This window comes from Kitasatospora sp. NPDC001095 (assembly GCF_053598615.1).
In genome coordinates, this window is the sequence record NZ_JBSFKQ010000008.1 from 1 (window position 1) to 20,648 (window position 20,648).

Sequence of the window (20,648 nt, forward strand, 5' to 3'; positions counted from 1 at the left end):
CGCCCCCCGCCGCCGGCGCGCCCGCGGCGGCCGGGGCCGGGGGGGCGGGGCGTGCGCCGCGCAACGCCGTTGGGGAACGGCCGCCGCCCCCCCCCCCCACTCCGGTGTGCGGGGGCGTGGGTAGGATGCGGGGCTGCTTCTTGATCCACAGTTCACGGGGGAACACATGGCGCAGGGCTACCCGCCGCCGCAGTACGACCAGAATCCCTACGCACAGCAGCCGCAGCAGCCGTACCCGCCGGCGCCGTCGTACCAGCAGCCGCAGCCGTACCAGCAGCCCTACCAGCAGCCCTACCCGCAGCCTCACCAGCCGCAGCCCCACCAGCAGCCGTACCCGCCGCAGGCCTACGCGCAGCCGCAGGGCCGGGCCCTGCCGCCCTGCCCCAAGGAGGCGGGCGGCGGTCGGCGGTTCCTGGCGATCGTGCTGGACTGGCTGTTCGCGATCGGCCTCGGTTTCGTCGCCGCCAACGCCGCGAGCCGCCCGAGGACCGAGTACGTGGCCGGCCACGCCGTGCAGAGCGGCGGACCGGCGGTGCCGTACTTCGTGGCGCTGCTGGCGGTCGGCCTCGGCGCGTCCTTCCTCAACCAGGTGGTGCTCGCCCGGCTGACCGGCTTCAGCGTGGGCAAGGGGATCGCGGCGATGCGGGTGGTGCGCCGCAAGGGCGTGATGCGGCCCGACACCTGGCGGCTCACCAGGCGCTGGCTGCTCGGCTTCGTCATCCTCGCCGTCAACCTTCTCACCGAGGACTACGACAGCGACGAGGGCGACCTGGTCGGCGTGCGCTCGGTGCGCTGGAAGCACCTCCAGGAGTACCAGCAGGCCGTCGCCCGGCTCGGCTAGGCTGCGCCCGTACGGCCCCACCACACCCGACGTACCGATCCCGAGGAGAGCGCCATGGCCGGCGAGCCGCAGCCCGACTGCCTGTTCTGCAAGATCGTCGCGGGCGAGATCCCGACGACCGTGGTGCGCAAGACCGAGCGCACCCTCGCCTTCCGCGACATCGCCCCCAAGGCGCCCGTGCACGTGCTGGTGATCCCGCACGTGCACTACCCGAACGCGGCCGCGCTGGCCGCCGCCGAGCCGGAGATCGCCGGCGAACTGCTCGCCGAGGCGGGTGCGGTGGCCCGGGACGAGGGCATCGAGGACTACCGGCTGATCTTCAACACCGGTGCGGGCGCCGGACAGACCGTCTTCCACGCGCACGTCCACGTCCTCGGCGGGATGTCGATGACCGAGCGCATGGTCTGACCCACGTGTCCCAGCGCGAACTCGTCGTCCTCGGCACCGCCAGCCAGGTGCCCACCCGGCACCGCAACCACAACGGCTACCTGCTGCGCTGGGACGGCGAGGGCCTGCTGTTCGACCCCGGCGAGGGCACCCAGCGCCAGATGCTGCACGCCGGGGTCACGGCCACCCAGATCACCAGGATCGCGGTCACCCACTTCCACGGGGACCACTGCCTGGGCCTCGCCGGGGTGATCCAGCGGATCAACCTCGACCGGGTCCCGCACCCGGTCGACGTCTACTTCCCGGCCTCCGGCGAGGTCTACTTCGAGCGGCTGCGGCACTCCACCGCCTACCACGAGACGGCCGTGCTGCGGCCCCGGCCGATCGACGAGCCCGGACCGCTGCCCGCGCCCGGCGCCCGCTTCGCGCTGGACGCCGTCCGGCTGGACCACCCGGTGGAGTCCTTCGGCTACCGGCTGTCCGAGCCGGACGGCCGCCGACTGGTGCCGGAGCGGCTCGCCGCGCTCGGCCTGCGCGGCCCGGCGGTGGGCCGGCTCCAGCACGAGGGCGCGATCGAGGTGGACGGCCGCACCGTCACCCTGGCCGAGGTCAGCGAGCCGCGGCCGGGCCAGCGGTTCGCCTTCGTGATGGACACCCGGCTGTGCGAGGGCGTGCACACCCTCGCCGAGGGCGCCGACCTGCTGGTCGTCGAGGCGACCTTCACCGACGCCGACGCCCGCCTCGCCGAGGAGCACGGCCACCTCACCGCCGGGCAGGCCGCCAAGGTCGCCGCCGAGGCCGGCGTGCGCACCCTGGTGCTGACCCACTTCTCCCAGCGCTACCCGGACCTCGGCCAGCACCTCGCCGACGCCCGCAAGCACTTCGACGGGGAACTGGTCCTGGCCGCCGACCTCGACCGGGTGCCCGTTCCGGCCCGCCGCCCGTCGTGAACGGGACGGAACCGCGCGAACCCCGGAAAAGGGCTCGCGTCGGCCTGCGATCTGCCGCAGCATCGTCGGGTGCGGCCCCGCCGCCCGCCACGGCGATCATGTTCGCGGCGTACCCTGGTGCCCCGGAGACACCGAGCGGCACCCGACACCACGGATGGGATGAGGCAGGCCCCAGCGCCGACCTATGAGTGACACATCGCAGACCCGTACGAACGGACAGTCGCGCCCCGAACCCGCCGATGACGGCCGTGTCAGCGCCCGGATCGTCATCCCCGAGAAGCACCCGATGGTCACCCTGCTGGGCACCGCGGACTCGCTGCTGCGCGTGATCGAGCGGGGCTTCCCCGCCGCCGACATCCACGTCCGCGGCAACGAGGTGACGGCCACCGGGGTGCGGGCCGAGGTCGCCCTCGTACAGCGGCTCTTCAACGAGATGATGCTGGTGCTGCGCACCGGCCAGCCCCTGACGGAGGACTCCGTGGAGCGCTCCATCGCCATGCTCCGCAGCCAGGAGCAGGACCCGGACAGCCCGGCGCCCTCCCAGGTGTTCACCGCGAACATCCTGTCCAACCGGGGCCGCACGATCCGCCCGAAGACCCTCAACCAGCAGCGCTACGTCGAGGCGATCGACAAGCACACGATCGTCTTCGGCCTCGGCCCGGCCGGTACCGGCAAGACCTACCTGGCGATGGCCAAGGCCGTCCAGGCCCTCCAGGCCAAGGAGGTCAACCGGATCATCCTGACCCGCCCTGCGGTCGAGGCGGGGGAGCGGCTGGGCTTCCTGCCCGGCACGCTCTACGAGAAGATCGACCCGTACCTGCGCCCGCTGTACGACGCGCTGCACGACATGATGGACCCGGACTCCATCCCGCGCCTGATGGCGGCCGGCACCATCGAGGTCGCGCCGCTCGCGTACATGCGCGGCCGCACCCTCAACGACGCCTTCATCATCCTCGACGAGGCCCAGAACACCTCGCCCGAGCAGATGAAGATGTTCCTCACCCGCCTCGGGTTCAACTCCCGGGTGGTGGTCACGGGCGACACCAGCCAGATCGACCTCCCGGGCGGCACCCGCAGCGGGCTCAAGGTCGTCCAGGAGATCCTGGCCGACGTGCCCGACATCCACTTCTCCGTCCTCACCAGCACCGACGTGGTCCGCCACAAGCTGGTCGGCCGGATCGTGGACGCCTACGAGCGCTGGGACGCCCGCCAGGAGGTCGAGGACGCCGCCCCGGCGGCCCGCAAGCCGGCCCAGCGGCGGCCCGGCAAGGCCACCGCACCCCGCGCACCCCGCGCACCCCGACAGTCCCATCGCACCGAAAGCTGAGCACAGAGCCCGTCATGTCGATCGACATCGCCAACGAGTCCGGTTGGGAGGCCGACGAGGAAGCCATCCTCGACGTCGCCCGCTTCGCACTGGACAAGATGCGGATCCACCCGCAGTCCGAACTGTCCGTGATCCTGGTGGACGGAGCGGCGATGGAGGAGCTGCACATCCAGTGGATGGACCTGCCAGGGCCCACCGACGTGATGTCCTTCCCGATGGACGAGCTGCGTCCCGGCAAGGAGGGCGAGGAGCTGCCGCAGGGCCTGCTCGGCGACATCGTGCTCTGCCCCGAGGTCGCCGAGCAGCAGGGCAAGGCGGCTCCCTCCAAGCACTCGATGGACGAGGAGCTGCAGCTGCTCACCGTGCACGGCGTGCTGCACGTCCTCGGCTACGACCACGAGGAGCCGGAGGAAGAGGAGGAGATGTTCGCCCTCCAGAAGCGCATCCTGGACGACTGGCGGGCGGGCCGCGGCCTCGGCGGCATCTCCCCGGCTCCCACCACCCACTGAGCGCGGAGCCCGAACCCCTGTGAGTGGTGAGAGTACGAGCTTCATCCTCGGTGCCGTGCTGCTCGTCGTGCTCGGCTGGCTGGCCGCGTGCGCCGAGGCGGGCATCTCCCGGGTCTCCCGGTTCCGGGCGGAGGAGGCGGTGCGCAGCGGTCGGCGCGGTTCCGCGCGGCTGCTGACCGTCGCCTCCGACCCGATCCGCTACCTCAACCTGGCCACCCTGATCCGGGTGGCCAGCGAGATGGCGGCCGCGGTGCTGGTCACCGTGGTGTGCGTGCGCAACGTGACGCCCACCTGGCAGGCCGTGCTGCTGGCGTTCGGCGTGATGGTGCTGGTGTCGTTCGTCGCGGTGGGGGTCTCGCCGCGCACGATCGGGCGCCAGCACCCGGTCACCACCGCGGCCGCGGCCTCCTTCGTGCTGCTGCCGCTGGCCGCGGTGCTGGGGCCGATCCCGCGGTTGCTGATCCTGCTCGGCAACGCGCTGACCCCGGGCAAGGGCTACCGGGAGGGTCCGTTCGCCTCCGAGGCGGAGCTGCGGGCCCTGGTGGACCTCGCCGAGAAGGACGACCTGATCGAGGACGAGGAGCGCCGGATGGTGCACTCGGTCTTCGAGCTGGGCGACACCATCGTGCGCGAGGTGATGGTGCCGCGCACCGACCTGGTGATGATCGAGCGGCACAAGACCGTCCGGCAGGCGCTCACCCTGGCGCTGCGCTCGGGCTTCTCGCGCATCCCGGTGGTCGGCGACAGCGAGGACGACGTGGTCGGCATCGTCTACCTCAAGGACCTGGTGCGGCGCACCCACATCAACCGGGAGGCGGAGTCCGAGGAGGTCGGCGCGGTGATGCGCCCGGCCGTCTTCGTCCCGGACTCCAAGGCGGCCGGTGACCTGCTGCGCGAGATGCAGCAGCGCCGCTCGCACGTGGCGATCGTGATCGACGAGTACGGCGGCACGGCCGGGCTGGTCACCATCGAGGACATCCTGGAGGAGATCGTCGGCGAGATCACCGACGAGTACGACCGGGAGATCGCCCCGGTGGAGGACCTCGGCGACGGCTCGTACCGGATCACCGCCCGGTTGCTGGTCGAGGACCTGGGCGAGCTGTTCGGCATCGAGTTGGAGGACGAGGACGTCGAGACCGTCGGCGGCCTGCTGGCCAAGCACCTGGGCCGGGTGCCGATCCCCGGTTCCTCCTGCGAGATCCCGCTGCCCGAGCCGGTCGACGGCGGCCTGACCGGCATCCTGCTGACCGCCGAGTCCTCGGCGGGCCGCCGCAACCGGATCGGCTCCATGGTCGCCGCCCCCGTCCGCCACACCGAGGACCCGGAGGAGCCCTCGGGCGAGTAGCGGCCGGGCGGGCGCCGAGCGACCATGGAGGGCATGACGCACAAACTTCGCGCGGAGTACGGCCCGCAGGGGGCGGCCGGCGGAGTCAAGTCCTGGCACGTGGTGCGGGACGAGGACCTGTCGGTGGCGCTCTGCGGCCGGACCATGCCGGACGACGCCGAGACGCGGCCCGAGGAGGAGTGGGGCACCGGGCTGCGCTGCTGCCAGCAGTGCGGCTCGCTCTACATGCACGAGACGCCGCACATGGAGAAGCTCCATCCCTACAGCTAGACCATGGCCGAGCTCTGGAGGTCGCCATGAAGCTGCAAGACACGCTGAAGCCCGTCGACCGGCGGCTCGCCATGGTGTGGCGGATCGGGGCGGGGGGCGGGGGGATCTTCCTGATCGTGTTCGGGAGCCTGGGGCTGGCCGACCATCCCGGCTTCCTGGCCACCCACGGCGACCGGATCGCCGGGCTGTCGACCAACGGGGCGCTGAGCATCCTGTCCGTCGTGGCGGGCGCGGTCCTGATGGTGGGGGCGGTGATCGGCGGGAACTTCGCGTCCAATCTCAACATGGCGGTGGGCGTGCTGTTCGTCCTGTCCGGCTTCTACGGTCTGACGGTGCTGGAGCGGCCGGAAGCGAACATCCTCAACTTCCGGTTGTCGAACGTGCTGTTCGCGTTCGTCTTCGGGATCGTCCTGACGACCTTCGGGATGTACGGCCGGGTGAGCAGCCACCTGCCGCACGACAACCCGTACTGGCGCAAGCGCACCGAGCGCGAGGAGGACCTGCCGTCCGGTGCGGCGAAGACCTTCGTCAAGGTCATCCATCCGAACCGGGGGCGGACCCACCCGGTCGGCCACTGACCGGCGCCGGGTGCCTATGCTCGGCGGCATGAGTGACATCGTCGAGCTCGACCCCGAAGACAAGAAGATCATCACCCTGGCCCGCTCGGCCCGCGCCCGCAACGGCGTCGCCGAGGGGGCCGCGGTGCGTGACGAGACCGGGCGCACCTACGTGGCCGGGACGGTCGCGCTGGAGTCGCTGCGGCTGAGCGCCCTCCAGACGGCGGTGGCGATGGCGGTGGCCAGCGGCGCCAGGTCGCTGGAGGCGGCGGCCGTGGTGAGCGAGGCGGAGCAGCCGGCCGAGGCGGACCTGGCGGCCGTGCGGGACCTGGGCGGGGCCGGGACGCCGGTGCTGCTGGCCGGGCCGGACGGGGCGCTGCGGGTGGCCGCCGAGGCCCGCTGAGGAGCCGTACGGGCTTGTGTGCCGGGCCTGCGTGCGGGCCCGTGCCGGGTCTCTTCCGGGCCGTCGGGGGGCCTTGGGTTCGGGCCTTCGGCGGCCTCGCCGGAGGGCATGGTCTCGGCCCAGGCCCGGCAGATAATCTCACCGGGGGAGTGGACTCGGTGAGGGGGACTGGGGCATGGGGGCGGTGGCGTTCTTCGCCGGGCTGCTGCTGTTCGTGATGGGGCTCGGCAAGTGGCAGGAGACCGGCTCGGACCTCTGGCTGTTCGGCTCGCTCGGTTTCCTGCTGGTGCTGGTGGTGGTCTCGCTTGTCCCCACCGACGGCCAGGGCGGCAAGAGCGGCAACAAGAGCGCCAAGAAGGGCTGAACGCGCCCCCGGGACACCCCCGGACGCCCCCGGAGGCGGGCCCGGACCGCGGGGCTCCGGTGATCAGGGAGAATGGAGCCCATGAATGCCCCTTCCTCCTCGTACCGCTCCGGGTTCGCGTGCTTCGTCGGCCGGCCCAACGCGGGCAAGTCGACCCTGACCAACGCCCTGGTGGGGACGAAGGTCGCGATCACCTCCGACCGCCCGCAGACCACCCGGCACACCGTGCGCGGCATCGTGCACCGCCCCGACGCCCAGCTCGTGCTGGTCGACACCCCCGGTCTGCACAAGCCGCGCACCCTGCTCGGCGAACGCCTCAACGACCTGGTCCGCACCACCTGGGCCGAGGTCGACGTGATCGGCTTCTGCCTGCCCGCCGACCAGAAGATCGGCCCCGGCGACAAGTTCATCGCCAAGGAGATCGCCGGGATCAAGAAGACCCCGAAGGTCGCCATCGTCACCAAGACCGACCTGGTCGACTCCAAGCGCCTGGCCGAGCAGCTGATCGCCATCCAGCAGCTCGGCGTCGAGCTGGGCTTCGAGTGGGCCGAGATCATCCCGGTCTCGGCGGTGGGCGACAAGCAGGTGGAGCTGGTCGCCGACCTGCTCACCAAGCTGCTGCCGGAGGGCGACCAGCTCTACCCGGACGGCGACCTCACCGACGAGCCCGAGCAGATCATGGTCGCCGAGCTGATCCGCGAGGCCGCGCTGGAGGGCGTGCGCGACGAGCTGCCGCACTCGCTGGCCGTGGTGGTCGAGGAGATGCTCCCGCGCGAGGGCCGCCCGGCGGACCGCCCGCTGCTGGACATCCACGCCAACGTCTACATCGAGCGGCAGAGCCAGAAGGCCATCGTGATCGGCGCCAAGGGCTCGCGGCTCAAGCACGTCGGCACCACCGCCCGCAAGCACATCGAGGCGCTGCTCGGCACGCCGGTCTACCTGGACCTGCACGTCAAGGTCGCCAAGGACTGGCAGCGCGACCCCAAGCAGCTGCGCAAGCTGGGGTTCTGAACCGGCGCTCCCGACAGGGGAGTTCGATCCGCCGGAAGGCCCGGGCCCGTTCGGACGCGAAGGCGTCCGGGCGGGCCCTCGTCGACTCCGGGGCCCGGCCCAGGTGCTACGCGCCCTCGCGCAGCACCAAGGAGACCAGTTCGCGCTGGGAGTCGGTGAGCTTCGGGTCGGCGCAGTACACCGACCGGCCGTCGACGGTGATCTCGTAGTGGAAACCGTCCGGCACCCCGTACGAGGGCGCGCGCAGCCCGCCCGCGACGGCCTCGCGGGCGAGTGCGTGCACGTGCGGGGCGTCCGTGCGGTCGGCGGTGTCGATCTCCGCCTGGCGGACGATCCCGGCGAAGCCGCCGGTCCGGGTCACCTGGATGCGCATGGTGTCCATGGTGCTACCCGGGGAGGGGGTTTGCCGGGTTTTTCCCGGACCGTGACCTCAAGCCCGCCTCAACCCGGCCTCAACCCGGCCTCAACCCGGCCTCAACCGTCCTCCGGGCGCGCTCCGGTGGCCCCGGCCGGCGCTCACCCCGGGCTGATCCCGACCTGCGCCCAGGAGGCCGTGACGGTGTCCACGACCGACCGGTCGTCGGGGTAGCGGGCCTTGGCGGCGGCCACGGTGGCCCGGGCGAAGGCGGTGAAGTCGGCGTCGGCGGGCAGCGTGCGCCCGGTCAGCGCGTCGTACCAGATCCGCCCCGCGCGCTCCCAGGCCGAGCCGCCGAGCGCGGTGGCCAGCAGGTAGAACGCGTGGTTGGGGATGCCGGAGTTGACGTGCACCCCGCCGTAGTCCTGGGAGGTGTGCACGTAGTCCCGCATGTGCGCGGGCTGCGGGTCCTTGCCGAGCTGCGGGTCGTCGTAGGCGGTGCCGGGCGCCTTCATCGAGCGCAGCGCCACGCCCTGGACGCCCGGGGCGAGCAGCCCGGCGCCGATCAGCCAGTCCGCGTCGGCGGCGTCCTGGTGCAGCGCGTACTGCTTGACCAGCGAGCCGAAGACGTCGGAGACCGACTCGTTGAGCGCGCCGGGCTGGTCCTGGTAGTCCAGCCCGGCGGTGAACTGGGTGACGCCGTGGGTGAGTTCGTGGCCGATGACGTCGATGCAGGCGGTGAAGTCGCCGAACACCACGTTGTCGCCGTCGCCGAACACCATCTGGTGGCCGTTCCAGAAGGCGTTGTCGTAGTTGCGGCCGTAGTGGACGGTGGCGTCCAGCCGCAGGTTCCGGTCGTCGATCGAGTGCCGGCCGAAGACGTCGGCGTAGAGCGCGAAGGTGGCGCCGAGGCCGTCGTAGGCGTGGTTGACGGAGCTGTCGGAGGACGCGGCCCGGCCCTCGGTGCGCACGCTGCGCCCGGGCAGCCGCTGGCCGTGGTCGGCGTCGTACACCACCCGGTTCAGGCCGGGGACGGAGGCGGCGACGGACGGGGGCGGGTCGAGGCGGGCCGCGCGGTGCGCCGCGTCGAGGGCCAGGGAGTGGACGGCGGGCTCGTGACCGGCCTCGGCGAGGCGGTCCAGGACGTACGGCGGGACGATCGTGCAGATCGGTACTGCTGCAGTCATGTGACCCAGGGTGGCGCCTTCATGACCGGTTGTCACCACCTCCGGCGTGATCAGCCGCGTCTCAAGGAGTGGAACGGAAGCCCGGATCACTTCGGGGGCGCGCGGCGCTGGGTTACGCTGGGGCCATCATGCGCAACGGGCTGCTTCTTCTTAGCTGCCGCGTCGAGGGCCTGTAGTCCACCGGGCCGGCACCCTCGCCGCGGGGAACGAGCTGTGCGCGCAATCGGCGATCCGACGGTGTATCGCGAGCGACAGCCGAGGCCGGCCAGTCGGTACCGACCACGTGTCGACCACCCCGACCCGCCCGCACCACGCATCACAGGAAGCCGAGTCACCTCCATGACCGAGCAGAACTCCGCCGCGTCCGTTCCCGCCGGCCGTCCCTTCGTCGACCGCCCCACCCCGATCACCGCCGCCTCGGTGCGCCAGCGGCCCTCGGGCATGCGGCACGGGCGCTACCTGCCGTTCGGCACCGTCGACCTGCCGGACCGCGCCTGGCCGAACGCGGTGATCACCAAGGCCCCGCGCTGGCTGTCCACCGACCTGCGGGACGGCAACCAGGCGCTGATCGACCCGATGTCGCCGGCCCGCAAGCGGATGATGTTCGACCTGCTGGTGAAGATGGGCTACAAGGAGATCGAGGTCGGCTTCCCCTCCTCCGGTGCCACCGACCACGCCTTCGTACGGTCGCTGATCGAGGAGGGGGCGATCCCCGAGGACGTCACCATCTCGGTGCTGACGCAGGCCCGCGAGGAGCTGATCGAGAAGACCGTGGAGTCGCTGGTCGGCGCCCCGCGCGCGACCGTCCACCTGTACAACGCGACCGCGCCGCTGTTCCGCCGGGTGGTGTTCCGCAACGACAGGGCGGCCACCAAGGCGATCGCCACCGACGGCACCCGGCTGGTGATGGAGTACGCGGAGAAGCTGCTGGGCGACGACACCGTCTTCGGCTACCAGTACTCGCCGGAGATCTTCGTCGACACCGAGCTGGACTTCGCGCTGGAGGTCTGCGAGGCGGTCATGGACGTCTGGCAGCCGGGCGAGGGCCGCGAGATCATCCTGAACCTGCCCGCCACCGTCGAGCGGGCCACCCCGAACGTCCAGGCCGACCAGTTCGAGTGGATGTCGCGGCACCTGTCGCGCCGCGAGCACGTCTGCCTGTCGGTGCACCCGCACAACGACCGCGGCACCGCCGTCGCCTCCGCCGAGCTGTCCTACATGGCGGGCGCCGACCGCATCGAGGGCTGCCTGTTCGGGCAGGGCGAGCGGACCGGCAACGTCGACCTGGTGACGCTGGGGATGAACCTGTTCTCGCAGGGCATCGACCCGCAGATCGACTTCTCCGACATCGACGAGGTGCGCCGCACCGCCGAGTACTGCAACCAGATGGAGGTGCACCCGCGCCACCCGTACGCCGGCGACCTGGTGTACACCTCCTTCTCCGGCTCGCACCAGGACGCCATCAAGAAGGGCTTCGACGTCCTGGAGGCGGACGCCGCGGCCGCGGGCGTGCCGGTGGAGGAGCACACCTGGGGCGTGCCGTACCTGCCGATCGACCCGAAGGACGTCGGCCGCACCTACGAGGCGGTCATCCGGGTCAACAGCCAGTCCGGCAAGGGCGGCGTGGCGTACGTGCTGAAGAACGACCACAAGCTGGACCTGCCGCGCCGGATGCAGATCGAGTTCTCCCGGATCATCCAGGCCAAGACCGACGCCGAGGGCGGCGAGGTCAGCCCGGCCGAGATCTGGCGGGTCTTCGAGGACGAGTACCTGCCGACCACCGACAACCCGTGGGGCCGGATCTCGCTGTGCGGCTCGCGCACCCTGACCACCGAGGACGGCCGGGACGCGCTGACCGCCGAGGCCCTGGTGGACGGTGCCCCGGTGACCCTGACCGGGACCGGAAACGGCCCGGTCTCGGCCTTCGCCGACGCGCTGGCCCGGATCGGCGTGGACGTGCGCGTCCTGGACTACGCCGAGCACGCGCTGAGCGAGGGCGGCGACGCCCAGGCCGCCGCGTACGTGGAGTGCGCGGTGGACGGCAGGGTGATGTGGGGCGTGGGCATCGACGGCAACACCGTGCTGGCCTCGCTGAAGGCCATGATCAGCGCCGTCAACCGCTCGCAGCGCGGCTAATTCGAACGGGTGGTATGCGAAGGGCCGTCCTGCGGGGCGGCCCTTCGTCGCCCCAACCTGGCACTGTGGCCTGCGCCACATTTTTTCGAATCGGAAGCCGTTCGAGGTACTGACACGTGCCGGTAACCGTGGCAACATCGATCCACCGGAAAGCCGGGTCGGTGGGACGGCCTCGGTGTCCGGTCGCGTGACCTGCCCATTGTCGAGCAGGCCGCCTGCCATGTCTGGGGAGTGGCGCCGTGACCAGGTTGTGGGGTGTTCGCCCGCGGTGGCGGACTGACGTTCTCGGTGACTTCTTCTGCCCGGGCTGCGGCGGGGACCGCAACTACCGCCGGCAGCACGGCCGGCGGTGGCTGCGGTTGCTGGGGACCCCGGTGGTCCCGCTCGGTCCGGTCATCGGCAGCGTGCAGTGCACCGGCTGCCACGGCCGGTACGGCGTCGAGAGCCTGGAGCAGCCCACCAGCGTGCGCCTCGGCGCGATGCTGCGGGACGCCCAGTACACCATCGCGCTGGCCCTGCTCGCGGCCGGCGGCACCGCCCACCGGGCGGCCCGCGAGGCGGCCTGCACGGCGGTGCGCGAGGCCGGGTTCGAGGACTGCGGCGAGGCCCAGGTGCTGGCCGCGCTCGCCGCGCTCTCCGGGCTCGGCGGAGAACTCCACGACGCCCGCGGGATGTCCGGCGGCCTGGCCGTCGAACTGCACGCGGTGCTCGAACCGCTCACCCCGCACCTGGCCCACCACGGCCGCGAGCGGCTACTGCTGCAGGGCGCGGCGATCGCGCTGGCGGACGGGCGCTACCTGCCGCAGGAGCGCGACGCGCTGGCCGCGGTCGGGGGCTGCCTGGACCTGCCGAAGGCCCGGGTCGGGGCGCTGCTGGAGGCGGCGGCCAGGGCGCCGTACAAGTAGCACCGTCCGTCGAGTACGCCGGCCGTCGATCACCGCGCACCGCGGTCCGCGACTCCGGAATCCGAAGACCACCTCCGAATCCCCCACAACGGGCCCCGGACTCCCCACCCCGGGCCCGCCGTGACCCGCACCGCAGGCCTCCCCCACGGCCCCCGGTGCGGGCAACACGGCTGTCCGGCGCGGGGCGGGGGTGGGGGACAATGGTCCCCATGAGTCTTTTCCGGGACGACGGCGTCGTGCTGCGGGCGCAGAAGCTCGGCGAGGCCGATCGGATCATCACCCTGCTGACCCGCCAGCACGGCAAGGTGCGGGCGGTGGCTCGCGGGGTGCGGAAGACCAAGTCCAAGTTCGGCGCCCGCCTGGAGCCGTTCTCGCACGTGGACGTGCAGTTCTTCAGCCGGGGGAGTGAGCTGGTCGGCCGCGGATTGCCGCTCTGCACCCAGGTGGAGACCATCGCCCCGTACGGGGGCCCGATCGTCGCCGACTACGGCCGCTACACGGCCGGCACCGCGATGCTGGAGACCGCCGAGCGGTTCGCCGAGAACGAGGGCGAGCCGGCCGTCCAGCAGTACCTGCTGCTGGTCGGCGGACTGCGCACGCTGGCGGCCGGGCTGCACGAGTCGCACCTGGTGCTGGACGCCTTCCTGCTGCGCTCGCTCGCGGTGAACGGGTACGGCGCGAGCTTCACCGACTGCGCCAAATGCGGCCTGGAGGGGCCGAACCGTTTCTTCTCCCTTCCCGCGGGCGGGGTGCTCTGCGGCGACTGCCGAGTGCCCGGATGTGCCGTACCCTCCCCTGAGACACTGGTACTGCTCGGGGCGCTGCTGTCAGGGGACTGGCAGACGGCCGACGCCTGCGAGCCGCGGTACTGGCGGGAGGGCAGCGGCCTGGTCGCGGCCTATCTGCAGTGGCACCTGGAGCGGGGCATCCGCTCGATGAGATACGTGGAGAAGTGAGCACATGGCAGCGCGACGGCTCTTCGGCGGCGGCAAGCAGCGGGCGTACGTCCCCCCGACCCCGCACCCCAGCGGCGCACAGCCCCCGAAGCTCCCCGGCGAGCTGATCCCCCAGCACGTCGCGATCGTCATGGACGGCAACGGCCGCTGGGCCAAGGAGCGCGGACTGCCGCGCACCGAGGGCCACAAGGTCGGCGAGTCCGTGGTGCTGGACGTCCTCAAGGGCGCCATCGAGCTCGGGGTCAAGAACATCTCGCTGTACGCGTTCTCCACCGAGAACTGGAAGCGCTCGCCCGACGAGGTGAAGTTCCTGATGAACTTCAACCGGGACGTCATCGCCCGCCGCCGCGACGAGATGGACGCCATGGGCGTGCGGATCCGCTGGGCGGGCCGGATGCCCAAGCTGTGGAAGAGCGTCGTCCAGGAGCTGCAGGTCGCCGAGGAGCAGACCAAGGGCAACGACGCCGTCACGCTCTACATGTGCGTCAACTACGGCGGCCGGGCCGAACTCGCCGACGCGGCGCACGCGATCGCCATGGACGTCGCGGCCGGGAAGCTCGACCCGAAGAAGGTCAACGAGAAGACCCTGGCCAAGTACATGTACCACCCGGACATGCCGGACGTGGACCTGTTCCTGCGCCCCAGCGGCGAGCAGCGCACCTCCAACTTCCTGCTCTGGCAGTCGGCTTACGCCGAGTTCGTGTTCCAGGACGTGCTCTGGCCGGACTTCGACCGCCGCGACCTGTGGCGCGCCTGCGAGCAGTACGCGATGCGTGACCGGCGCTTCGGCGGGGCGATCCCCAACGAGGTCGGCGCGCCGGTGCCGTCCCAGCGCTGAGGAGCCCCTCGGAGCTGGGTAGCCCCTCGGCGCTGGGGAGCCCCTCGCTCCCGCGTCACCCGGACGACGGAGAGGACCCACCGGGATCATCCCGATGGGTCCTCTCCGTCGTGTACGGGCCGTCGCGCACGGGCCGTCGCGTACGGGGCTCAGATCCGCTTGGCGCACTCCGCGCAGGTCCCGAAGATCTCCAGGGTGTGCGCGATGTCGCTGAAGCCGTGCTCGGCGGCGACCGAGTTGGCCCAGCGCTCCACCGCGGGGCCCTCCACCTCGACGGTCGCGCCGCAGTGCCGGCAGACCAGGTGGTGGTGGTGCCCGCTGCTGCACCGGCGGTAGACCGCCTCGCCGTCGGCGGTGCGCAGCACGTCCACCTCACCGGCGTCCGCGAGCGACTGGAGCGTGCGGTAGACCGTGGTCAGACCGACGGAGTCGCCGCGGTGCTTGAGCAGGTCGTGGAGCTCCTGGGCACTGCGGAAGTCCGCGATCTCGTCCAGGGCCGCCGAGACGGCGGCACGCTGCCGGGTCGATCGGGCGCGCGGCGACGGGCCTGCGGTGGTCACCGTGGGTCCTCCTGGGGTCGTGGGCGTCTCGCACATCATTGTGCCAGCCCCGCCCGTCCCTCAGGGGTGCTCGTGCCGGAGGGCCCGTAGGTGGCCTGTCCCGGCAGTTCGACGTCGCAGACCTTCGGCCCCTGCTCGCCCGCGCCGCGGTGGCGCCGCCGGGCCAGTGGCGCGGCGAGCAGGCTGAACACCGCGAAGACCGCGATGGCGAGCAGCACGATGGCCGGGCCGGAGGGCACGTCGAGGTGGTACGAGCCGGTGACGCCGGCCAGCGAGACGACCACGCCGAGCGCGATCGAGGCGGCCTGAGTGGCGGCGAAGGAGCGGGTGAGCTGCTGGGCGGCCACCACGGGGACCACCATCAGCGCGCTGACCAGCAGCAGCCCGACCACCCGCATGGCGACCGTGACGGTGACCGCGGCCATCACCGCGAGCAGCAGGTTGAGGGTGCGCACCGGCACCCCGGTGACCCGGGCGAAGTCCTCGTCCTGGCAGATCGCGAAGAGCTGGCGGCGCAGGCCGACGGTGACCGCGATGACCACCGCGCCGAGCACCGCGATGGTGGCCAGGTCGGCGGGGGCGACGGTGAGGATCGAGCCCCACAGGTAGCTCTCCAGCGAGCCGGCCCCGGCCTGGGCGGACATCGAGACCAGCAGCTTGCCGCAGGCCATGCCGCCGTAGAAGAGCATCGCGAGGGCGATGTCGCCGCGCTGGTTGCCGCGCGAGCGGACCAGCTCCATGGTGACGGCGCCGAGCACGCAGACCAGCACGGCCATCCAGACCGGGCTGGTCTGGAAGACGAAACCGAGGCCGACGCCGGTCATCGCGACGTGGCCCATGCCGTCGCCCATCAGCGCCTGGCGGCGCTGCACCAGGTAGATGCCGACGGCCGGGGCGGTGATCCCGACCAGGACGGCGGCGAGCAGGGCGCGCTGCATGAAGTCGTAGGAGAGCATCTCGATCATGCGAGCAGCCTCGGCGGGGTCAGGTCGGCGTGCGGGTGGACATGGTCGTGGCCGGGCAGCGCGTGCAGGCCGGTGTTGGGCACCGGCGGGCCGTCGTGGGCGACGCAGCCGTCCCGCAGCACCACGGCGCGGTCGATCAGCGGCTCCAGCGGCCCGAGTTCGTGCAGCACGAGGAGGACGGAGGCGCCGCGGCCGACCTCGGCGCGCAGGGTGTCGGCGAGCACCTGCTGGCTGGCGGCGTCCACGCCGGCCATCGGCTCGTCCATGATCAGCAGGTCGGGGGAGCCGACCAGGGCGCGGGCGATCAGCACCCGCTGCTGCTGGCCGCCGGAGAGGTCGGCCACGCCGTCCGAGGCCCGCTCCAGCATGCCGACGGCGGCCAGCGCGCGGTCGACCGCCTCGCGGTCCCTGCGGCGGAAGGGCAGCAGCCGGTGCTGCGGCAGCCGTCCGGTGGAGACCACCTCGCGGACGGTGGCGGGGACGCCGGAGGCGGCGGTGGTGCGCTGCGGGACGTACCCGATCCGGTGCCAGGCGCGGAAGGAGCCGAACGGCGTGCCGAACAGCTCCAGGGTGCCCTGCTCCAGCGGGACGGAGCCGATCACGGCCTTGACGGTGGTGGACTTGCCGGAGCCGTTGGCGCCCAGCAGGGCGACGACCTCGCCGGGGTGGACGGTGAGGTCGACGCCGCGCAGCACCGGCCGGCCGCCGCGCGAGGCGACGGCGTCACGGAGGCGGACGGCCGGGGGTATCGGGTCGGTCATGGTGCTGGTCCCGTCAGCTGGTGGCGGCAGGGGTGGCGGCGTCGGTCGCGGGGGCGGTTCCGGCGGGGGTGGCCGGGGTGCCGAGGGCGGCCCGGAGGTTGGCCAGGTTCTGCTTCATCACCGTCAGGTAGTCGTCCTTGGAGGGGTCCTTGACGCCCTCCAGCGGGTCCAGGACGGCGGTCTTGAGGCCGAGATCCTTGGCGACGGTGTCGGCGAGCCTGGGGCTGACGAGGGTCTCGAAGAAGACGGTGGTGACGCCGTTGTCCCTGGCGGCCTTCTGCACCGCGGCGAGGCGGGCCGGGGTGGGCTCGGACTCCGGGTCGACGCCGTTGATGGCGACCTGGGTGAGGCCGTAGTGGTCGGCGAGGTAGCCGAAGGCGGCGTGGCTGGTGACGAAGGTCCTGGTCGTGGCGTCCTTCAGCCCGGTCCGGAACTCCTGGTCGAGCGCGGTGAGCTTGGTGACCAGCTCGTCGGTGTTCTTCCGGTAGTCCTCGGCGTGCGCCGGGTCGGCCTTGGCGAACTCGTCGCCGACGCTCTTGGCGATCGCCGCGTAGCGGGTCGGGTCGAGCCAGATGTGCGGGTCGCCGGCCGGGCCCTCGTGCCCGTGGCCGTCGCTCCCGTGGGCCTCGCTCCCGTGGGCGTTGTCCTCGGTGCCCTCGTCGAGGTGGTGGTCGACCAGCGGGCTGGCGGCGGTGGCGTCGATCTTGTGCTTGCTGGACGACTGCGCGACGGCCTGGTCGACGGTGGGCTGCAGGCCCTTGAGGTAGATGATCGCGTCGGCCTTCTGGACCGTGCCGACCTGCTTGGCGGTGAGCTCCAGGTCGTGCGGCTCGACGCCGGCGGCGGTCAGATCGGTGACCGCGACGTGCTCCTTGCCGATCTGCTGGGCCAGGAACTCCATCGGGTAGAAGGACGCGACGACCTTCAGCCGACCGGTGCCGCTGTCGGCGCTGCTGCTGCCTCCGCAGGCCGTGAGGGCGAGGGAGGCGGCCAGGGCGGTGGCGCCGAAGGCCAGGGAGCGACGGGTCCGGCGAGTCAGTCCGAGGTGAGGCAGTCCGATCATCATGACAATCATTCTCATCTCACATGGAAATGATTGTCAAATCACTCGGGCGGGTGAACGGAGGGTGGCCGAGGGCGGGGGCGGCCGGACGATACCGATTTGAATCACGTACCCGTATGGCCGGTAACCTGAGGTATTCGGGTACGCGCAACCAGCCGTGCCCTGACCGTGCCGTACGTACTGAAGAGAGCACTGTGGCCGCCGACAAGATCGACACGATCGTCAGCCTGAGCAAGCGCCGTGGCTTCGTCTACCCCTGCAGCGAAATCTACGGCGGCACGCGTGCCGCCTGGGACTACGGGCCGCTGGGTGTCGAGCTCAAGGAGAACATCAAGCGCCAGTGGTGGCGCACGATGGTCCAGGCCCGTGAGGACGTCGTCGGACTCGACTCGTCGGTGATCCTCGCGCGCGAGGTGTGGGAGGCCTCCGGCCACGTCGCCACCTTCAACGACCCGCTGACCGAGTGCCTCTCCTGCCACAAGCGCCACCGGGCCGACCACCTGGAGGAGAAGTACGAGGCCAAGCACGGCTTCCCGCCGCCGAACGGCCTCAAGGACGTCAACTGCCCCGACTGCGGCACCAAGGGCCAGTTCACCGAGCCCAAGGACTTCTCGGGCATGCTGAAGACCCACCTCGGTGTCACCGAGGAGGCGAGCGGCCTGGCGTTCCTGCGCCCGGAGACCGCCCAGGGCATCTTCACCAACTTCAGCGCCGTCCAGACCACTTCGCGCAAGAAGCCGCCGTTCGGCATCGCCCAGACCGGCAAGAGCTTCCGCAACGAGATCACCCCCGGCAACTTCATCTTCCGGACCCGCGAGTTCGAGCAGATGGAGATGGAGTTCTTCGTCAAGCCGGGCGAGGACGACCAGTGGCACGAGTACTGGCTCCAGCAGCGCTGGGACTGGTACGTCGACCTCGGCATGCGCACCGAGAACATGCGCTTCTTCGAGCACCCGAAGGAGAAGCTCTCCCACTACGCCAAGCGCACGGTGGACATCGAGTACCGCTTCAACTTCGGCGGCAGCGAGTTCTCCGAGCTGGAGGGCGTCGCCAACCGCACCGACTACGACCTGCGGGTGCACAGCGAGGCCTCCGGCAAGGACCTCCGGTACTTCGACCAGGAGTCCGGCGAGCGCTACTTCCCGTACGTCATCGAGCCGGCGGCCGGCCTCAACCGCGCCATGCTGGCCTTCCTGATCGACGCCTACTTCGAGGACGAGGCGCCGAACGCCAAGGGCGTCATGGAGAAGCGCGTCGGCATGCGGCTGGACCCGCGCCTGGCTCCGGTCAAGGTCGCCGTCCTGCCGCTGTCGCGCAACGCCGAGCTCTCCCCGAAGGCCCGCGGCCTGGCCGCCGACCTGCGCACCGCGTGGAACGTCGAGTTCGACGACGCCGGCGCCATCGGCAAGCGCTACCGCCGCCAGGACGAGATCGGCACGCCGTTCTGCGTCACGGTCGACTTCGACACCCTCGAGGACAACGCGGTGACCGTCCGCGACCGCGACACCATGTCGCAGGAGCGCGTCTCGCTGGACCAGGTCAAGGCGTACCTCGGCGCGCGGCTGATCGGCTGCTAGCGGGGGCCTGATCGGCTCGGGAGCCCTCGTCCGCCCTGGTGGGGCGGGCGGGGGCTCCTCGCTGTCCGGGAGCGGAGCGGTCGGGGTGGGCCCGGCGGCGGGCCGCTAGCGCCGTCCCCAGCGGGAGCGCGGGGCCGTGGGCGGGCGGGTCGGCAGGCCGGCGGTGCGCAGGGCGGCGAGGGTGGTGCGGTGGCGGGCCTCGTCGGCGAGCAGTGCGGCCAGCAGCTGCGCGTACAGCTCGGAGGTGCCGGCGCCGTTCAGGGCGGTGGCCAGCCGGACCACCTCGACGGGCGGGCGCAGCACGGCCAGTTCGTTCAGCAGCAGGGTGGCGAGCGCGGGCGGCAGCCCGGCCGCGAGGTCGGCGAGGTCGGCGGTGGAGCGGCCGGCGGCCTGGCGCAGCAGGGTCCGGACGTCGGCGGCCCGGCCGTGCTGCTGGAGGCAGGCGGCCAGGGAGGTCAGCTCGGTCATCGGCGCCGACCCCCACTCCCAGAGCAGCGTCGCGCTGTCGGCGGCCAGCCCGGCCCGGTCCAGCGCGGAGAGCAGGCCGGGGACGGAGGCGGCCGGGTAGCTCCAGAAGGCGTGGAACACCTCCGCCGCCTCCTCGGCCAGGCCCAGTTCGCGCAGCTCGGCGAGCACGGCGACGGAGTGGTCCGGAGCGGACCGGGAGATGCTGCGGGCGAGGTGGAGCGAGCTGCCGTTCGGGCCGTACCGGGTCAGCATGCCGACCAGCAGCGAGGCGTCGGCGGGGGCGAGGCGGGCGGCGGCCGTGTCGATCACCTCGGCGACCTCGGTGAGGGAGCCGGCCCGGTGGAGGGCGATGATCCGCTCGGTGAGGGCGCCGAGGTCGGGGCGGGCGGGTGGCGGCGGGGCCTGCTGCGGTGAGGGTTGTTGTGAGGGCTGCTGTCGCTGTTCTCGTTGCTGTTGCTGTTGCTGTTGCGGGAAGTGGGGGTGCTGGGGCTGCGGTGGTGGCGGAGGCTGCTGCCGGTGTCTGATCCGGCTCTCCAACGCCTCCAGCTGGTCGCTGAGTTGGAGGCAGCGGGCGCCCAGCCCCTCACGGAGGGTGCGGGCCTGGGCGAGTTGGCGCAGCAGCTCCCCGTCCGGCCGCTGTCGACCGGGGGTTGCGCGGATCGCCTCGTTGAGGCGCCGTTCCCGCTGACTCGCGTAGCGGCTCGCACGGAGTAACTCGTCCAGTTCTGCGCGGAGTTCGGCGGCTTGCTGCTCGCCTTCCCGCTGCTGGCCTGCGGGTTGTGCCGTCGGCCGCATGCGCATGATCGCCCCAACCTGTCCATTCGGACCCTGACTGTGTGACATCCTCGCGTCAGTATGTGGCGTAGGAGTTAAGAGCGCACGACCAGTCGTGTCCGAGTGGTGTCAAGGAGCG

General features: G+C 71.8%; 23 protein-coding genes. 16 read left to right on the forward strand and 7 right to left on the reverse strand.

The genetic code is table 11. The annotated features are described in order from the left end of the window. The first annotated feature begins 166 nt into the window (after nt 1-166). From ACWDBB_RS09855 to era, 11 genes are all read left to right on the forward strand, one after another. Nucleotides 167-841, forward strand: coding sequence for an RDD family protein (locus ACWDBB_RS09855; RefSeq protein WP_449789094.1), 675 nt, complete (start codon nt 167-169; stop codon nt 839-841). A 54-nt stretch (nt 842-895) separates the two neighbouring features. Further along, a complete protein-coding gene (locus ACWDBB_RS09860) occupies nt 896-1,249 on the forward strand; it encodes a histidine triad nucleotide-binding protein (RefSeq protein WP_449789095.1) in 354 nt (117 codons plus the stop codon). Nucleotides 1,250-1,254: 5 nt separating this feature from the next. Then, complete coding sequence (locus tag ACWDBB_RS09865) at nt 1,255-2,178, forward strand: ribonuclease Z (protein WP_449789096.1); 924 nt, start codon at nt 1,255-1,257, stop codon at nt 2,176-2,178. A gap of 184 nt (nt 2,179-2,362) precedes the next feature. Further along, nucleotides 2,363-3,505 carry a PhoH family protein gene (locus ACWDBB_RS09870; RefSeq protein WP_449789097.1) on the forward strand — a complete coding sequence of 381 codons (1,143 nt, stop codon included), beginning with the start codon at nt 2,363-2,365 and terminating at the stop codon, nt 3,503-3,505. A 14-nt stretch (nt 3,506-3,519) separates the two neighbouring features. Then, entirely contained in the window at nt 3,520-4,014 is a 495-nt protein-coding gene (gene ybeY, locus ACWDBB_RS09875; RefSeq protein WP_207816018.1) for an rRNA maturation RNase YbeY, read from the forward strand. Between the two features lie 19 nt (nt 4,015-4,033). Continuing rightward, nucleotides 4,034-5,359 (forward strand): hemolysin family protein, encoded by a 1,326-nt coding sequence (locus tag ACWDBB_RS09880; RefSeq protein WP_449789098.1) that lies wholly within the window; start codon nt 4,034-4,036, stop codon nt 5,357-5,359. Between the two features lie 33 nt (nt 5,360-5,392). Beyond that, entirely contained in the window at nt 5,393-5,629 is a 237-nt protein-coding gene (locus ACWDBB_RS09885; protein WP_392869851.1) for a hypothetical protein, read from the forward strand. Between the two features lie 26 nt (nt 5,630-5,655). Next, nucleotides 5,656-6,207 carry a DUF4383 domain-containing protein gene (locus ACWDBB_RS09890; protein WP_449789099.1) on the forward strand — a complete coding sequence of 184 codons (552 nt, stop codon included), beginning with the start codon at nt 5,656-5,658 and terminating at the stop codon, nt 6,205-6,207. 28 nt (nt 6,208-6,235) lie between these two features. Further along, nucleotides 6,236-6,589, forward strand: a complete 354-nt coding sequence (locus ACWDBB_RS09895) for a cytidine deaminase (protein WP_189917993.1) — start codon at nt 6,236-6,238, stop codon at nt 6,587-6,589. 175 nt (nt 6,590-6,764) lie between these two features. Then, a complete protein-coding gene (locus tag ACWDBB_RS09900; protein ID WP_449789100.1) occupies nt 6,765-6,953 on the forward strand; it encodes a hypothetical protein in 189 nt (62 codons plus the stop codon). 81 nt (nt 6,954-7,034) lie between these two features. Beyond that, nucleotides 7,035-7,964, forward strand: coding sequence for a GTPase Era (gene era, locus ACWDBB_RS09905; RefSeq protein ID WP_270147040.1), 930 nt, complete (start codon nt 7,035-7,037; stop codon nt 7,962-7,964). A gap of 106 nt (nt 7,965-8,070) precedes the next feature. On the opposite strand, the gene ACWDBB_RS09910 is transcribed toward era, so the two are convergent. Further along, a complete protein-coding gene (locus tag ACWDBB_RS09910; RefSeq protein WP_049651101.1) occupies nt 8,071-8,337 on the reverse strand; it encodes a protealysin inhibitor emfourin in 267 nt (88 codons plus the stop codon). Nucleotides 8,338-8,480: 143 nt separating this feature from the next. Next, nucleotides 8,481-9,506 (reverse strand): M4 family metallopeptidase, encoded by a 1,026-nt coding sequence (locus tag ACWDBB_RS09915; protein WP_449789101.1) that lies wholly within the window; start codon nt 9,504-9,506, stop codon nt 8,481-8,483. Between the two features lie 339 nt (nt 9,507-9,845). Here ACWDBB_RS09915 and leuA point away from each other — a divergent pair, with 339 nt between their 5' ends. The 4 genes from leuA to ACWDBB_RS09935 all read left to right on the forward strand — a co-directional run bounded on the left by leuA (nt 9,846) and on the right by ACWDBB_RS09935 (nt 14,341). Continuing rightward, nucleotides 9,846-11,642, forward strand: a complete 1,797-nt coding sequence (gene leuA / locus ACWDBB_RS09920) for a 2-isopropylmalate synthase (RefSeq protein WP_449789102.1) — start codon at nt 9,846-9,848, stop codon at nt 11,640-11,642. Between the two features lie 239 nt (nt 11,643-11,881). Beyond that, nucleotides 11,882-12,547 (forward strand): TerB family tellurite resistance protein, encoded by a 666-nt coding sequence (locus tag ACWDBB_RS09925; RefSeq protein WP_392869837.1) that lies wholly within the window; start codon nt 11,882-11,884, stop codon nt 12,545-12,547. A 209-nt stretch (nt 12,548-12,756) separates the two neighbouring features. Then, the gene (gene recO, locus ACWDBB_RS09930) at nt 12,757-13,503 is read left to right on the forward strand and encodes a DNA repair protein RecO (RefSeq protein WP_380542322.1); all 747 of its coding nucleotides are present in this window, start codon (nt 12,757-12,759) and stop codon (nt 13,501-13,503) included. Between the two features lie 4 nt (nt 13,504-13,507). Next, the gene (locus ACWDBB_RS09935) at nt 13,508-14,341 is read left to right on the forward strand and encodes an isoprenyl transferase (RefSeq protein ID WP_449789103.1); all 834 of its coding nucleotides are present in this window, start codon (nt 13,508-13,510) and stop codon (nt 14,339-14,341) included. A gap of 149 nt (nt 14,342-14,490) precedes the next feature. On the opposite strand, the gene ACWDBB_RS09940 is transcribed toward ACWDBB_RS09935, so the two are convergent. From ACWDBB_RS09940 to ACWDBB_RS09955, 4 genes are read right to left on the reverse strand one after another with little or no spacing between them, the layout of a single operon-like run. Then, nucleotides 14,491-14,901: a Fur family transcriptional regulator gene (locus tag ACWDBB_RS09940; protein ID WP_188298282.1), complete on the reverse strand. Its 411-nt coding sequence runs from the start codon at nt 14,899-14,901 to the stop codon at nt 14,491-14,493. A 35-nt stretch (nt 14,902-14,936) separates the two neighbouring features. Beyond that, nucleotides 14,937-15,863, reverse strand: a complete 927-nt coding sequence (locus tag ACWDBB_RS09945) for a metal ABC transporter permease (protein WP_449789260.1) — start codon at nt 15,861-15,863, stop codon at nt 14,937-14,939. Beyond that, nucleotides 15,863-16,627 carry a metal ABC transporter ATP-binding protein gene (locus tag ACWDBB_RS09950; protein WP_449789104.1) on the reverse strand — a complete coding sequence of 255 codons (765 nt, stop codon included), beginning with the start codon at nt 16,625-16,627 and terminating at the stop codon, nt 15,863-15,865. Before ACWDBB_RS09950 ends, ACWDBB_RS09945 begins: the two co-directional genes overlap by 1 nt. A gap of 13 nt (nt 16,628-16,640) precedes the next feature. Then, a complete protein-coding gene (locus tag ACWDBB_RS09955; RefSeq protein ID WP_449789261.1) occupies nt 16,641-17,690 on the reverse strand; it encodes a metal ABC transporter substrate-binding protein in 1,050 nt (349 codons plus the stop codon). 194 nt (nt 17,691-17,884) lie between these two features. Here ACWDBB_RS09955 and ACWDBB_RS09960 point away from each other — a divergent pair, with 194 nt between their 5' ends. Continuing rightward, nucleotides 17,885-19,267, forward strand: coding sequence for a glycine--tRNA ligase (locus ACWDBB_RS09960; protein WP_449789105.1), 1,383 nt, complete (start codon nt 17,885-17,887; stop codon nt 19,265-19,267). A 105-nt stretch (nt 19,268-19,372) separates the two neighbouring features. Here ACWDBB_RS09960 and ACWDBB_RS09965 read toward each other — a convergent pair whose 3' ends face one another. Further along, a complete protein-coding gene (locus ACWDBB_RS09965) occupies nt 19,373-20,536 on the reverse strand; it encodes a hypothetical protein (RefSeq protein ID WP_449789106.1) in 1,164 nt (387 codons plus the stop codon). Nucleotides 20,537-20,648: the final 112 nt, after the last annotated feature.

Excerpts from the sequence above, each read along its gene's own strand:
- ACWDBB_RS09935 (WP_449789103.1), top strand. The coding sequence starts at position 13,508 with ATGGCAGCGCGACGGCTCTTCGGCGGCGGCAAGCAGCGGGCGTACGTC.
- ACWDBB_RS09955 (WP_449789261.1), bottom strand. The coding sequence starts at position 17,690 with ATGATCGGACTGCCTCACCTCGGACTGACTCGCCGGACCCGTCGCTCC.
- era (WP_270147040.1), top strand. The coding sequence starts at position 7,035 with ATGAATGCCCCTTCCTCCTCGTACCGCTCCGGGTTCGCGTGCTTCGTC.
- leuA (WP_449789102.1), top strand. The coding sequence starts at position 9,846 with ATGACCGAGCAGAACTCCGCCGCGTCCGTTCCCGCCGGCCGTCCCTTC.
- ACWDBB_RS09915 (WP_449789101.1), bottom strand. The coding sequence starts at position 9,506 with ATGACTGCAGCAGTACCGATCTGCACGATCGTCCCGCCGTACGTCCTG.
- ACWDBB_RS09910 (WP_049651101.1), bottom strand. The coding sequence starts at position 8,337 with ATGCGCATCCAGGTGACCCGGACCGGCGGCTTCGCCGGGATCGTCCGC.
- ACWDBB_RS09860 (WP_449789095.1), top strand. The coding sequence starts at position 896 with ATGGCCGGCGAGCCGCAGCCCGACTGCCTGTTCTGCAAGATCGTCGCG.
- recO (WP_380542322.1), top strand. The coding sequence starts at position 12,757 with ATGAGTCTTTTCCGGGACGACGGCGTCGTGCTGCGGGCGCAGAAGCTC.
- ACWDBB_RS09885 (WP_392869851.1), top strand. The coding sequence starts at position 5,393 with ATGACGCACAAACTTCGCGCGGAGTACGGCCCGCAGGGGGCGGCCGGC.
- ACWDBB_RS09965 (WP_449789106.1), bottom strand. The coding sequence starts at position 20,536 with ATGCGCATGCGGCCGACGGCACAACCCGCAGGCCAGCAGCGGGAAGGC.
- ACWDBB_RS09950 (WP_449789104.1), bottom strand. The coding sequence starts at position 16,627 with ATGACCGACCCGATACCCCCGGCCGTCCGCCTCCGTGACGCCGTCGCC.
- ACWDBB_RS09870 (WP_449789097.1), top strand. The coding sequence starts at position 2,363 with ATGAGTGACACATCGCAGACCCGTACGAACGGACAGTCGCGCCCCGAA.
- ACWDBB_RS09900 (WP_449789100.1), top strand. The coding sequence starts at position 6,765 with ATGGGGGCGGTGGCGTTCTTCGCCGGGCTGCTGCTGTTCGTGATGGGG.
- ACWDBB_RS09895 (WP_189917993.1), top strand. The coding sequence starts at position 6,236 with ATGAGTGACATCGTCGAGCTCGACCCCGAAGACAAGAAGATCATCACC.
- ybeY (WP_207816018.1), top strand. The coding sequence starts at position 3,520 with ATGTCGATCGACATCGCCAACGAGTCCGGTTGGGAGGCCGACGAGGAA.
- ACWDBB_RS09890 (WP_449789099.1), top strand. The coding sequence starts at position 5,656 with ATGAAGCTGCAAGACACGCTGAAGCCCGTCGACCGGCGGCTCGCCATG.
- ACWDBB_RS09855 (WP_449789094.1), top strand. The coding sequence starts at position 167 with ATGGCGCAGGGCTACCCGCCGCCGCAGTACGACCAGAATCCCTACGCA.